This window comes from Rhizobium sp. YTUHZ044 (assembly GCF_051123975.1).
Taxonomy (GTDB): domain Bacteria; phylum Pseudomonadota; class Alphaproteobacteria; order Rhizobiales; family Rhizobiaceae; genus Rhizobium.
Window position 1 is genome coordinate 3,100,394 of the sequence record NZ_CP101426.1, and the last position, 13,054, is coordinate 3,113,447.

Genomic DNA, 13,054 nt, shown 5'->3' on the forward strand with positions numbered 1-13,054 from the left:
CTTCACCAAGAGGGTTGGTAACTGATGTCGGATCTTTTCGTCAGCGTGCTCTTTTCATCCTATAATGGCGCCAGCCGCCGGCTGCGCCATACTCTGGATTCATTGGTGAGCCAGGAGCTTCCCCATGATCGATGGGAATTGATCGCTGTCGACAATAATAGCAAGGACGATACGTTCGACCTTCTGAAATCGTATAGCGAGAAGCTTCCGATCACCATCCTGCAGCAGCGCAAGCCGGGAAAATCCAGCGCGCTGAATCTGGCCTTGGATCGGGTGAAGGGGGATCTCGTTGTCCTTACCGACGACGACATCCGCGCCGAACCAAATTGGCTGAAAGCGATCGTCGACTGTGCCGCAGCCCATCCGAGCTATGGCGTCTTCGGCGGCAGAATCGTTCCAGATTGGGAGGAGGAGCCGAAGGACCGCTTTATCGACTGGATTCCCATGGGATCGACGTTCGCGATCGTCGATGAAACGCAAAGCGGACCGTGCGATCCGACAAAGGTTTGGGGCCCGAACACAATCGTTCGGCGAGAGCTGCTGGGGACAAGCGTACGCTATCGAGAAGATATCGGCCCTCTTCCGGGAAAGATGTTCGCAATGGGTGAAGACGCTGAAATCATCATCCGCCTGGCCGCGGGCGGAGCCAAATCCTATCGTTGCGCCGAAGCCGTGGTTCACCACTGGATCCCGGCATCGAGCGTGACCGAGGATTGGGTGCAGAAACGCGGCGAGCGGCTTGGCTACGGCATGCCGGCACTCTTTCCTGATGAGGTGCCGGAGGGCGTGAGGATAAGCGGCGTTCCATTGCCGACCTGGATCGAAAGCGCACAGTGGGCTTTCCGTGCTGCCCTCCTCTATCTCCTGCCGCGGTCAAAGAAGCGTTTCTGGGCGATTTGGAAATATTACTACATGCGTGGCTATCGTGCCGGCATTCGCCGGTACGCGCCGCTGGGGCGGTAATCGATTGGCCCAGGAGGCGGTAATTTGAAACTTTCGGTGCTGATCAACAATTTCAATTATGGGCAGTTCCTGCGCCCATGCATCGACAGCGTCCTGTCGCAGACCTGTCCCGACTACGAGGTGATTGTCGTCGACGATGGCTCCACGGATGATTCCAGGGAGATCCTCGCTTCCTACGGCGAGCAGATCCGATCCGTATTGAAGGAAAACGGCGGGCAGGCCTCAAGCTTCAATGCGGGTTTTGCGGCCGCGAGTGGCGGCATCCTCTTTCTCCTTGATGCCGATGATGCGTTTCTGCCTGGCAAACTCGCGCGCATCGCCGAGATCTATGACCGCAACGAGATCGACTGGTGCTTCGACCGTGTGACGACCAACGAAGGCGACCTGCCTCCCGCGCAGTTGCAGGTGACGCTGTTCGACAAACGGGACACACTGCGCAGGGGCGGCTTTCCCTCGCTTCCGGTGCCGACCTCCGGCTTGAGCTTCCGACGCGATCTTCTGTCCCAGATCCTGCCAATGTCGGTCGCGAAAGATGTCGTGCTCAGCGACAATTACATCAAGTTTGCAGCCGCCTATCTCGGTCGCGGAGCCATTGTCGAAACGCCGCTGACCTTTCAGCGCATTCACGCCTCGAACCGCTATACGGGCACGAACAGGGCAAAAACACTGCGCCCACGGATCATGATCGCCACAGGATTGGAGCTGGCGCGCCGCTATGATGGGCTGCATGCGCTCGGCAAGAGCCTGGTGGCGGGAGGCATTGCCGAAACGACATCGCTCTTGAAACTGAGGAGCGAAGCCCGCAACACGGTGGCCGGCGGTCCGTTCGGCGATGATGCCGTCAACGAAGTGGCCTTGATGGCAGCGCGCAAGCGTTTGGGCAATATGTTGCGGAGAGGACAGTCATGAACCAGCAGGACACCTTTCCGCATTCATCCGCCGGAACTGATCCGTCAGGGGCGCCGCCGTTGAACATCGCCGTCGGCGTGCTGACTTATCGGCGGCTGGACGGAATTGCCAAGCTGCTCAATGTGATGACACGCCAGACCAGGCACCCGGCTCGCCCCTATCATCTCACGATGGTGATCGTCGACAACGATGCCGCCGGCAGTGCAAGAGCCACGGTCGAGGCCTTTGGCCAAACCGGCGCCTACGATCTAATCTATGTCGTCGAACCGAACCAGGGCATTCCCTTTGCGCGCAATCGCGCGCTCGATTCGGCCCCAGCCGGCACCGACCTCTTCTGCTTTCTCGACGATGACGAATGGCCGGTCGACGGCTGGCTCGATGCGATGCTGGAGACCCGGGAGAATAATCGCGCCGATTGCGTCTACGGTCCGGTCCAGCCGGTCTATCCCGAGAATCCGCCGGAATATTTCATCAAGGCAAGGGTTTTCGAGCGCAAGAAGAACAAGGACGGTCAGCGCATTTCCTATGCGGCTTCGAACAATGTCATGTTCGATTATCGCCTCATCCGCTCATGGAATCTACGCTTCGAAGAGAAAATGCGCTTCACCGGGGGCACTGACTATCTCTTCTTCAATCAGGCAATTCGCCGTGGCATGCAGGTTTTCTGGGCTGACAAGGCGCTCGTCTATGATATTGTTCCCGCCAGCCGCATGACTTGGAAATGGGTGTTGCAGCGACAATACCGGCTCGGCAACACTTTCGCCGTCAGCGAAGTCCTGCACGGCAACCTCAAGCGCCGGCTCTATCGCGCGGCCTATGGCGCCACGAGAGTGATGCTTGGGCTGGTCATGCTGCCGGCGATCCTGGTTTCACCCTATTGGGGCATGCGGGCACTCACCCATGTGCTACGCGGTGCCGGCATGGTGAACGGGATTCTCGGACACGCATACCAGGAATACAGGCCCAATGCCGCCTTCTGATACTGTTTGCAGGAGTACCCTCGGATGAGTCTCGGCCATTCTTATCTTCCGGACCAGGAAATCATCCTGCGGCCAGTCGTCCGGCCGCGGCCACGTCGCGGCATCAGAAAGGAAACGCTTGTCCGCGTCCTTCTCACCGGAATGTTCTACCTAACACTCTTGCGAACAACCGGGATGTGGTACGGCTATCCCTCAAACTTCAATGAAGATGCATCTGTTGATCCGTTTGCGCAGAAACTGATGCTGTATAGCCTCATTCCGTTGATCGGCCTTTACTTCGTATTGGAACCAAACCGTTTCCTTTCCTATTTTCGTAGGATACCGGTTCTGGTTTTCGTCGTTATTATACTGTCAATCATTTCCCTTGGGCTTTCCATCAGTTTTAGCGCATCCGTGCGCGGCATTGCCGCCGTCGCCGTACTGACAGTAGCGCCGTTGCTTTACCGGCATCGATACGGCAGCGTTGAAACCTTCCGGCTTCTGGCGACCTTTGGTATGTTCGCGGCGTTTGCCAACATCCTGTATACCGTGGCCTTGCCAAGATATGCTGTGATGGGAGGATCCTATGCCGGCATGGTTAAGGGTCTATTCTACCACAAGAACGGTCTTGGTCAGTTTTGTGCCGTCAGTTTCATAACCATGCTGTCGCTGGGAATACCAAGAGGACCATTACGCTATAGCCAACTTCTACGCTGGGCGGCGTTGCTGTGTACTCTCCTACTCATCGTTGTTTCCAAATCTTCGACTGCGGTTGTTATGGTGGCGATCGGCGTGGCCACATTGGCCGGCTCACGTATGATGCAAACCGTGGGAAACTCCCTGGCGCGCTCCTTCATTGTTTTCTTCTTCTGCATTATATTGGGGGTGGCGGCATCCTTCGCCTATCTTGGCGTTGCACAAATGATTGCGGACGCATTTGGAAAAGACCTTACCTTTTCCGGACGGACCAACATCTGGGAACAGTTGATGCCGCTGGTGTACGACCGCCCTCTTTTTGGTTACGGTTTTGCCGTTTTCCGTCAGCCGGAAATTATGGAGCAATATGTCTCGCTGACCTTCGACGCGCGCTCCACCCACAACACCTACTTGGAACTTGCCCTCAACATCGGGGTTCCGGGCATGATTGCCTGGACAGCCTTTATTCTTCAGCGTTTGGGCGGCCGTCTAGTAACGATCCAGCGTTCAACCGAGCTTCGCGCCACACATTCCAAGGAAGTTGCAATCATTCTTCTGATCGTGGTTGGCTCAATGATGGAAGCGGGAATGATGCTGGCGCCAGTCATTCTCTGGCCTTACCTGGTTGTTTCGCTTCCGCTAAGCAGAATGAAGCGCGATGGCTCGTCGATGAACACACAGAGTGGATAGAAGTTTTAAATATTTTTTGAGAAACCATACCAAATACACTCGACAGGAAAGAACCAACAGCCGTCACGACAAGGGGTAATGCTGGCGTGCCGGCGGCCCGCTTTCGCGTGAGGTCGCGCGCGAATAAGGGGCAAGGGGATGCTCACCAAACAGAAACCACAAGAGATTTTATCACTTCAATATCTTCGTGCTTTGGCAGCCATCGGAGTGTTGCTGTATCACCGATTCGAGATATTTTGGATCGGGGCATATGGCGTTGACTTGTTCTTTGTTATCAGTGGCTTCGTTATGATCGCCACAACTGACGCGAAAGACAAAAGCCCGTCTGCCTTCCTGCTCGATAGAGTTATTCGCGTGGTTCCAATGTATTGGGTCGCGATTCTTTCCGCCGGCCTTTTGGTGTTGATCGGAATTCCGGTTCATCAATATGAACCCAGTATCGTTCCGGTGATCTTGTCTATGCTCTTTATTCCATACGAGAACATGGACGGAGAGACTTGGCCTGTGATCCTGCAGGGATGGACCCTGAACTACGAGATGTATTTCTATGCCGTGTTCTCTCTTATCCTGCTCATCCGGCAAAATCTCCGCATTTGGGCACTGGCGGGGTGTTTCGTTGCGCTGGTGACATTGGGACAGATCGCACCGCTGCAAGGCGCAGCCTTTAAAATCTATACCAACTCTCTTCTCCTTGAGTTCTTGGCCGGTGCGATTTTAGGGCGAACATACGGCTTGACGCTGCAAAGTGTTTCGGTATTGCGGTCCGTGTTGATATCCTTAATTCTCGCCGCCAGCTTGTTCGCCTGCTCGTACCTGCTGGGCAGGCTAGCATGGAGTGGGCTTGCGGTGCTGGTCGTCGTCGCGGCGTTGACGAGCGAGAGGCTTGGCTGGGCACCTAACATACCGTGGTTGAGATTTTTGGGCGCTGCGTCGTTTTCGGTCTACATATTTCAGCAGCTGTTCTTCACCCTGAGCCGAACGCTGTTCAGTGATCTGACCGCACTTTCAGGCATAAATTTTCGCTATCTTTGGTTCTGGCGCCCGATGGATGTGGCGATTGCTGCCGGTGGCGGTGCTCTGATTTATATGTTCATCGAAAAGCCAGTTGGGCGCTACCTCAAATCCATCAGCCTCAGAGCTAAGGTTGTTGCGGCGTAGCGCCTTTGCCCGAAAGTTGGAATCGATCTTTGGGAAAGCACGATGCGTGGATTGAAAGCGACGCGCTTTAGTCGTGCGTCCCAAACGACGCACGTCATCCGGAACACTGGAAGCCGCCAATCTTTCAACTGGTCGATCCCATGGCGTCGAGGCCGCGGATGACAGCGCATTGATTGCACCGGCGCTCGGGCGCATTCGTTGCGGGATCTGAAGAGGTGAAAGTCACCACTGTTCACAGGAGCTGAGGCGAACTCAGCGCACCGGCATGTCAATATGCCTCACAATACCAGTCACCCGAGACTGTTTGTCGGAAAAAGACGTCGTCCTCATTTTCTCCTCGTCATCTGCCGGAAGGACCGCCCTGGCGGCAACTTCCGAGCCGACCGTCGATAGATGCTGGTTGTCTATGAACAACGGGGCGCCGTCGGCGGTGGAAAAACTGCACCGAGCTCGCGGGCAAAGCGCGCTGAAAGGATCGACCAGGATCACGCCAGGCGGTGATTTCTCCGCGACACGCGTGATGATATCCCTGACCGGATCGTCGAAATTCGCGACAGCTTTCATCGGAGCATCATATGGTGTCAGATTACGATCGCCGTCGAGCCATCCTCCAAACGCAGCTCTGAAGGGTATGGCACGCTGGAGCACGGCGCGGACAGGATTAAAGTTGAACAGTGGAACGTCTTGCAGAAGGACGACATCCTTGTTCATGGCCCGCAATTGAGCGATCTGCGATGCAAGTGCCGACTCCAGGGTCGGCCCATTTTGGTTTTCGGCCTGCTCTGCGCCATTGGCTCCTGGGCTGATATAGCGCGAACCGGTCTCTGCTTCACGCATCGGAGCAGACCAGTACCCGGCCAAGATAACTTTCTTGATCGCGTCGTTTTCGCGCAGCAAACCCAATACTTTGGCATTATAAGCCGAGCATTCTGCAGCATGGAGCGGATGGTTGGGCATATAGCGCGTGGCGCTTGTCAGCGGCGGGCAGGATGTTTTTGTAAAGACGTAAAGCTGGTAACCCCGCTCCTGCGCGATGGCTCGCAATCCGGGCGCAAGGGCAGCCGCATGGCTGTCGCCGATCAAAGCTATCGCAGGCTCGGTATTGCCTGCAGGTTGGCAGTTGCTGCCGAGAGCTGGGGAGGTTGCACCATAAGATACGAGGCACGCTTCACGCCCGCCTGCGATCTGTTCAATCCTGGCAACCTGTGAACCAAATCTCTGTGGAACGCCGGCCAGTAGTGCGGTCAGCGCGAAAGGAAACGCGAAAACCGCCAAGGCCGCGGCGTAGCGCCAAAGTGTGCGGCCATTGGAAAGACCCGGGCGCCGAAACGGTTTCTCCACGAGATAATACGTCAGAACCGCCAGAATAAATGAGGTTCCAACGATGAGCAAAGCCGTCGATTGCGGCAATGGCCAGACGGATGCGACGCTGGCGAAGCTCAAAAGAGGCCAATGCCACAGATACCAGGAATATGAGACAAGCCCGATAAAAACGAACGGCCGCGAACCGAGCGCAAAAGCCACGATCGAGCTTGGGGTCGCAATCAGCAGCGCCGACCCGAGAACCGGCAAAAGCGCCGCAGCTCCGGGAAAAGGCGTGGAATCGTTGTAGACGCAGATCGGTAGGACAACCAATATCGCGCCGATCAATGCAATGGCATTGACGACTGCGCTGCCCCCCCGGTCGAGACGCAAACCCTTTGTCTCCATAACAGCGAGAATGCCGCCAATCCCCAGTTCCCATGCGCGGGTCGGAAGCAGGTAAAAGGTGAAAGCGGGATTGATCTTCAACGCTGCAACGGAAAATATGAAGGAGAGTACGACAAGCGTAGCGATCGCGGGAAGAATAGCCTGTTTAAAGTAGCGGTTCAGGAACAAAATGATCCAGGGAAAGACCATATAAAACTGTTCCTCCACGCCGAGACTCCAGGTCATCAGCATGGGCAGCTGGTCGGATGCCGGCGAGAAGTAGTTGCTGGAAAGCCAATAATAGACGTTAGAAAAGCCTAACATGGCGGCAACGGCACTATGCGAAAATTTCCTGAACTCGCCCGGGGACAGGAGGAGAAAACCGATCAGAAACGAAACGGCCAATACGAAAAACAGCGCCGGCAATATGCGCCGTGCCCGCCGCGCATAGAATCTTGTGAATTTGAATTCCGATTTTAGAATGTCGCCATAAATATGTCCTGTAATGAGATACCCGGAGATGACGAAGAAAATATCGACACCAACGAATCCGCCCGAAAATGACCTCAGACCTGCATGAAATAGCACAACGGAAATGACGGCAACCGAACGAAGACCATCTATATCGGGACGGTAAGCGCGTACGGGATTGTTGTGCATCCGATTGTCCTTTCGAGGTGATACAAGACGATACACTGCCACTCGTGAAGTCAATGCCGGCCGAGCCGCTTGCATTGCATTGCATTCAAAAATGATGCATTGCAATAGGAAATCACACTCTCCAACGCATGGCTCGCAAAATGTGAACAATTCTCAGCGGGCTCTAAATATGCTGAGACACCATAGCAGCGCGAACCATAAGATAGTGCGAGGATGGACCTAATATGACTGACGGAAAAAAACGGAAAATTCTCGCCGCTTCGTCCGGAGGTGGTCACTGGGAACAGATGATGGCTATGCGCGCTGCCTTTGAGGGTAGCGAGGTATTTTTCGCCACCACGATTCCCGGTCTCTTAAAAAAGTACGATATCAGCAATGGCTTGGTTTTGCCCGATTGCAGCCGGGACTCGATCGTTATGTCAATCAAGTGTTTTTTCAGCGCGTTCTACATTGTCTTCAAGCTGAAGCCCGATGTCATCCTGTCGACGGGAGCAGCTCCAGGCCTGTTCTGCCTGTTGGCCGGCAGGCTCATGGGCAAGCGAACGATCTGGATCGATAGTGTCGCCAATGTCGAGAAACTCTCCTTATCGGGAAAATTGGCCGGCCATATTGCAACGCTCTGGCTCACGCAATGGCAACATCTCTCGCGGCCGGATGGCCCCCATTACGCAGGAGCTGTCCTTTGATCCTTGTCACCGTCGGAACGCAGCTGCCGTTTGATCGCCTCGTCAAGGCCGTCGATACCTTCGCCAAGGATCTGACCAGACCGGTGCTGGCTCAGATTGGCAAGGGCACCTATACTCCACAGAACATGAAATGGATCAAGAATATCGAGCCTGCGGACTTCGATAAGGTCTTTCGCGATGCGACTGTCATCGTCTCTCACGCGGGAATCGGCACGGTCCTCACGGCGAAGCGTTTCGGCAAACCGATCATTCTTGTTCCACGGAAGGCGGCTCTTGGTGAGCATCGAAACGATCACCAGCTTGCCACGGTCAGTCAGCTTGTCGGCCGGCCGGGCATCTATGTCGCCCAAAGCGATGACGAACTCAAGGACTATCTCCTGCAGGACCTGGACAGCCCCTCTCATGAAGATGTTTCCGATGCCGGCCGGACGTCGCTGGTCAAGTATTTAAAGGGTTATCTCGCGGCAGGTTGAAACCGCCAACGGGCGCAGACGCCCTCGAGACAGAGGAAATTCATTCTCTGCAATCGCGGCCGGCTATGTGCCGGGCGAGTTGGGGAACGATGATCTTAGATGCGACTTCGGGCCTCGGATGGGCGCCGTCAGGAATTGCAGCGGCCAGATCGTCAGGGGTCAGACGCTCCCAATCGGGCCGATAGTCGATAAACTCCAGGCCGCGTTTCCGTGCTTCCGCCTGATGAGCCGAGATATAGCTACCGGCAAAAGGACGGATTAGCCCCCGCAGTCCCGAAAATGGATTCATCGCCATGAGGATGATCCGCGCCCGCGGCAGGCGTTGACGAAGCTGATCGAGAATGTCGGCAATATTCCTTCGGCTTTGTGCCAGGGACACGAACCGATGCAATGTCGCGTCATTGGCGTAGAGCTCGATCAGAATAATATCCGGCTGCTCGGCAACGACCCGATCGAGCTGGGTCAAAGCCCATGTCGACGTCTCGCCGCTCTTTGCGACGCTCTCCACTCTCACGGATCTCTGCAGGCAGGCAGAAAGCCTTGTCTGGAGGCCGGGCTGCCATCCCCCGCGCGCTGTCAGCGATGTTCCGAAAGCCACAATTTTCAGCGGCGGAAGGTTCTCGGCATCACTCTTTCCAGTCATCAAAACCATTACGAGGCACGCTAAAAGCAGAACCAGAACCGATGCCAGTCGCCTCTCGGTCGGCGCCGCTCGCCAAAGCCGCAAACATATCATGACAGAACCATATCTCGGCGAGAGCTATACGTCGCCCGGCAGGAGAACCTTGTGGAACGGCTGGCAGGCCCTTGGAGCCGACCTTGCAGCAGGCTTGAGACAATATCATGAAGGACAGATTGTCACGTCCGCTTCAGTGCGCAAATCAGCCTCGCATCCAACCGGGATAGCAGCTGCCTCGACATGCCGCAACGACGCCGAGGAGCGCCAATCACTCCTCACGAAATACGTGCTGCATCTGATCGGTCAGAGGTTTTGTGAGATAAGAGATGACGGTCCGGTCGCCGATCTTGATAAAGACTTCGGCCGGCATGCCGGGATAGAGCTTTATCGATTTCAGCTTCGCGATACTTTGAGCCTCCGGCTTGACGCGCAGTGGATAGTAGCTGATCCCCGTCCGCTCATCCTTGACGATATCAGGCGCAATTGAGGTGATCACCGCCTGCACATCGGGCGTCGTGCGCTGATCAAAAGCGCTGAAACGCACATCGACGGATTGGCCGACATGGACCTGGTCGATATCGCGGGTAGCGACCTTCGCCTGGACGGTAAGATCGTCATTTTCGGGAACGACGAGCCCCAGCGTCTGACCGGCTTCGATAACGCCATTGACGGTGTGCACCGACAATTCGTGAACGCGGCCGCTGAGCGGCGCGGTGATGTCGAGACGGCGGAGTTGATCGAGCGCAGTGCCGCGGCGCTCCTCATTTTCGGCGATCTGAGCTTCGACATCGGTCAGGTCCTTTGCGATCTCCGAACGGCGATCCTCATCCAGCTGAATCGACTGTCGGTCGATTTCGATCGCCTTGCCCTCGGCCTCTGCCTTTGCAGCGATTTCCTGACCGCTGTTACCCTGGAGATCGGCGCGGGCGCGCTTGAGCGTATTCAAACGCTGAAGCGTGACCAGACCCTTCTTGTAGAGAACATCGACGGCTTCGAGCTCCTGTTCGATTAAGCCGAGGGAATCGCTTGTGGCGTTAATCTGAACGACCAAGCCCTTGATCTGCTCGCCCAGTTGATCCTTGCGCGACGCCAGCTGGCTCTTCATTCCGGTCAGCGCCGATCTGCGGCTGTCGAACAACTTTCGCTCGCCGTCGAGCAGCTGCTGCGCCGCGGTGCTGGATGTCAGATCGCTGAGGTTTTCTTCGACTTCGAACGACTCGGCGCCGATCCGCTCCGCCTTCAGGCGGGCGCGGCGCGCATAAAGCTGAGCAAGCGTGCTCTCGACAATCGACAGCTGTGCTCTTGTCGCCGTTCCATCAAGCCGTATCAAAACCTGTCCGGCCGACACATGCTCGTTTTCGGAGACCAGAAGTTCCGAGACGATGCCGCCCGTCAGATGCTGGATCTTCTTGACGTCGCCGTCGACGACAACGACGCCTTCTCCGATGACGGCGCTGGAAAGTTCCGTCGTCGCCGCCCAACCGCCAATGCCGCAAACCAACGCAATGGAGAGCGCGCCGACAACCGCCACATGGCGATTGAGGGAGCGTTTGGATTCACTAATAACTTTGCTCACGATCTTCCTTCCGGCCTATTCCGCCGCATTGCCGTCGACCACGACCTTAAGCTGAGCCACGCGCTCGGCAATCGGGGTTCGTGCTGCCTCGGTCCGGCTGACCCGCGCCAGAACTTCTTCCTTAGGACCGAATGCGATCATCCTGCCCTCCTGCATCATCAGCACGAAGTCGCACACTGCCAGAACGCCGGAGCGATGCGCGATGACAACGACGATGCCGCCACGTGCACGCACGCTCATGATCGCAGCACTCAGCGCCCGCTCGCCTTCCTCATCCAGATTGGAATTCGGTTCATCGAGCACGACGAGGAATGGTTCGCCGTAGAGCGCTCTCGCAAGCGCGATACGCTGTCTCTGGCCCGCAGAAAGCGCAGCACCGCCTTCGCCGATTTCGGTCTCGTAACCGTTCGGCAGACGCAGAATGAGGTCGTGAACGCGCGCCGCCCTCGCCGCGGTAACCACCGCTTCCGGCGACATCTCTTTAGCGAAGCGGCAGATATTCTGCGCGACGGTGCCGGAGAAGAGCTCGACATCCTGCGGAAGATAACCGATATGCCGGCCGAGTGCGTCGCCGTCCCACTGGTCAAGCGCCGCGCCATCCAGACGAATGGATCCTCTGACCGTCGGCCAGATGCCCATCATCGCCCGCGCCAGCGACGATTTGCCAGAGGCGCTGTAGCCGATGACCCCGAGAGCGCTCCCGGCTTTCAGGCCGAAGCTGATATCGGAAATAACCAGCCGCTGGCCGGCCGGCGGTCCGCTGGCGACACCTTCAACCGTGACCTGCTTGGAAGGTGCAGCCAGCGCGAGAGGGGCTTGGATCTCCGGAATTGTCTTCAGCAGGTTCGCAAGCCGCGCCCAGCTCTGCTGGGCGGAAACGAAACCGCGCCAATTTCCGATCGCCGCCTCCACAGGCGCCAGAGCGCGGGACGTCAGGATGGAACCGGCGATGATAATACCCGAAGAGGCTTGACCCTGAATGACCAGGATCGCGCCTGTTGCCAGCGTTCCCGATTGCAGGGCGATGCGGAAAATCTTCGACAGCGTCGCATATCCGTTGCCGACATCCGATGCCTGCCGGGTGATGTTCCGGTATTCGCCGTTCTTGCGGTCCCAGATCTCGGCCATGGTGCCTGCCATGCCCATGGCATGAATGACCTCGGAATTGCGGATCGAGCTCTGCGCAAATCCGTTGCGCATGTTGGCGGCTTCCGATTGCCGCTTGGAGAGCGTGCGCGTGCCCTGGTTGGTCAGGAACGTCAGAATGGCGAGAACGAGCGATCCGCCGATCGCGATATATCCAATTGCTGGATGAAAAAGGAAACAGATAACGAGATAGAAAGGAAGCCAGGGCAGATCGAACATTGCCGTCGGGCCCATGCCGGACAAGAACGTTCTTATCTGATCGAAATCCCGCAGCGGCTGAAGCCCGTCTCCGCCGATCTTGACCTTCAGCGGCGCTTTGATCAACGCCCGGAACACCCGCCCATTCACCATCTCGTCAAGCGCACCGGCAACGCGAACGAGCATTCTGCTCCTGAGAACTTCGAACGCGCCCTGGAAAACATAAAGAGTCAACGCAAGTATTGCCAAGGCGGCCAGCGTCGGTATGCTTTTGCTGGGAATGACCCGATCATACACCTCAAGCATGAAAAATGAACTTGTCAGATAAAGTATGTTGATAAGCGCGCTAGCTATACCAATGAAGATCAGTCCTCCTTTGCATTTCCGCAAGGCTTTGGACGGTTCATTGACATCAGCTGCTGAACTTTGAAACACGAAGCAATCCTCTTCTACCGCATCGCGCACCAACGAAATGCTGGTCCACAGTGCAGTTACCGGCCATCAATCCGATCATTGACATGGCTGCCTTCGGATCCCCGGCACCGTTGCCGATCCCGCTTGCGAGCCATGAC

Annotated in this window: 11 protein-coding genes; 7 read left to right on the forward strand and 4 right to left on the reverse strand. The window is 56.5% G+C overall.

What is annotated here, in order from left to right; all coding sequences use genetic code 11:
- Positions 1-24 precede the first annotated feature (24 nt).
- The 5 genes from NL154_RS15465 (at position 25) to NL154_RS15485 (ending at position 5,375) form a co-directional block, all read left to right on the forward strand.
- Positions 25-963, forward strand: a complete 939-nt coding sequence (locus NL154_RS15465; protein WP_221164989.1) for a glycosyltransferase — start codon at positions 25-27, stop codon at positions 961-963.
- 24 nt (positions 964-987) lie between these two features.
- Complete coding sequence (locus NL154_RS15470; RefSeq protein WP_210630245.1) at positions 988-1,872, forward strand: glycosyltransferase family 2 protein; 885 nt, start codon at positions 988-990, stop codon at positions 1,870-1,872.
- Complete coding sequence (locus NL154_RS15475; RefSeq protein WP_210630243.1) at positions 1,869-2,852, forward strand: glycosyltransferase family A protein; 984 nt, start codon at positions 1,869-1,871, stop codon at positions 2,850-2,852. Before NL154_RS15470 ends, NL154_RS15475 begins: the two co-directional genes overlap by 4 nt.
- Positions 2,853-2,876: 24 nt before the next feature.
- Positions 2,877-4,217 (forward strand): O-antigen ligase family protein, encoded by a 1,341-nt coding sequence (locus NL154_RS15480; protein WP_210630241.1) that lies wholly within the window; start codon positions 2,877-2,879, stop codon positions 4,215-4,217.
- A 138-nt stretch (positions 4,218-4,355) separates the two neighbouring features.
- Positions 4,356-5,375 (forward strand): acyltransferase family protein, encoded by a 1,020-nt coding sequence (locus tag NL154_RS15485; protein WP_221164986.1) that lies wholly within the window; start codon positions 4,356-4,358, stop codon positions 5,373-5,375.
- Between the two features lie 252 nt (positions 5,376-5,627).
- Here the strand turns inward: NL154_RS15485 and NL154_RS15490 are convergent, their stop codons facing one another.
- A complete protein-coding gene (locus NL154_RS15490) occupies positions 5,628-7,724 on the reverse strand; it encodes an acyltransferase family protein (protein ID WP_210630238.1) in 2,097 nt (698 codons plus the stop codon).
- 224 nt (positions 7,725-7,948) lie between these two features.
- Here NL154_RS15490 and NL154_RS15495 point away from each other — a divergent pair, with 224 nt between their 5' ends.
- Positions 7,949-8,410: a glucuronosyltransferase gene (locus NL154_RS15495; RefSeq protein ID WP_210630236.1), complete on the forward strand. Its 462-nt coding sequence runs from the start codon at positions 7,949-7,951 to the stop codon at positions 8,408-8,410.
- Complete coding sequence (locus tag NL154_RS15500) at positions 8,407-8,883, forward strand: glycosyltransferase (protein WP_210630234.1); 477 nt, start codon at positions 8,407-8,409, stop codon at positions 8,881-8,883. Before NL154_RS15495 ends, NL154_RS15500 begins: the two co-directional genes overlap by 4 nt.
- Before the next feature lie 40 nt (positions 8,884-8,923).
- Here NL154_RS15500 and NL154_RS15505 read toward each other — a convergent pair whose 3' ends face one another.
- The 3 genes from NL154_RS15505 to NL154_RS15515 form a co-directional block, all read right to left on the reverse strand.
- Positions 8,924-9,619: an SGNH/GDSL hydrolase family protein gene (locus NL154_RS15505; protein ID WP_210630232.1), complete on the reverse strand. Its 696-nt coding sequence runs from the start codon at positions 9,617-9,619 to the stop codon at positions 8,924-8,926.
- 211 nt (positions 9,620-9,830) lie between these two features.
- Positions 9,831-11,138: an HlyD family type I secretion periplasmic adaptor subunit gene (locus NL154_RS15510; RefSeq protein WP_210630230.1), complete on the reverse strand. Its 1,308-nt coding sequence runs from the start codon at positions 11,136-11,138 to the stop codon at positions 9,831-9,833.
- 15 nt (positions 11,139-11,153) lie between these two features.
- Entirely contained in the window at positions 11,154-12,917 is a 1,764-nt protein-coding gene (locus NL154_RS15515) for a type I secretion system permease/ATPase (protein ID WP_210630229.1), read from the reverse strand.
- Positions 12,918-13,054 lie beyond the last annotated feature (137 nt).

Coding starts and splice junctions, on each gene's coding strand:
- NL154_RS15465 (WP_221164989.1), top strand. CDS start 25: ATGTCGGATCTTTTCGTCAGCGTGCTCTTTTCATCCTATAATGGCGCC.
- NL154_RS15475 (WP_210630243.1), top strand. CDS start 1,869: ATGAACCAGCAGGACACCTTTCCGCATTCATCCGCCGGAACTGATCCG.
- NL154_RS15480 (WP_210630241.1), top strand. CDS start 2,877: ATGAGTCTCGGCCATTCTTATCTTCCGGACCAGGAAATCATCCTGCGG.
- NL154_RS15485 (WP_221164986.1), top strand. CDS start 4,356: ATGCTCACCAAACAGAAACCACAAGAGATTTTATCACTTCAATATCTT.
- NL154_RS15490 (WP_210630238.1), bottom strand. CDS start 7,724: ATGCACAACAATCCCGTACGCGCTTACCGTCCCGATATAGATGGTCTT.
- NL154_RS15495 (WP_210630236.1), top strand. CDS start 7,949: ATGACTGACGGAAAAAAACGGAAAATTCTCGCCGCTTCGTCCGGAGGT.
- NL154_RS15505 (WP_210630232.1), bottom strand. CDS start 9,619: ATGATATGTTTGCGGCTTTGGCGAGCGGCGCCGACCGAGAGGCGACTG.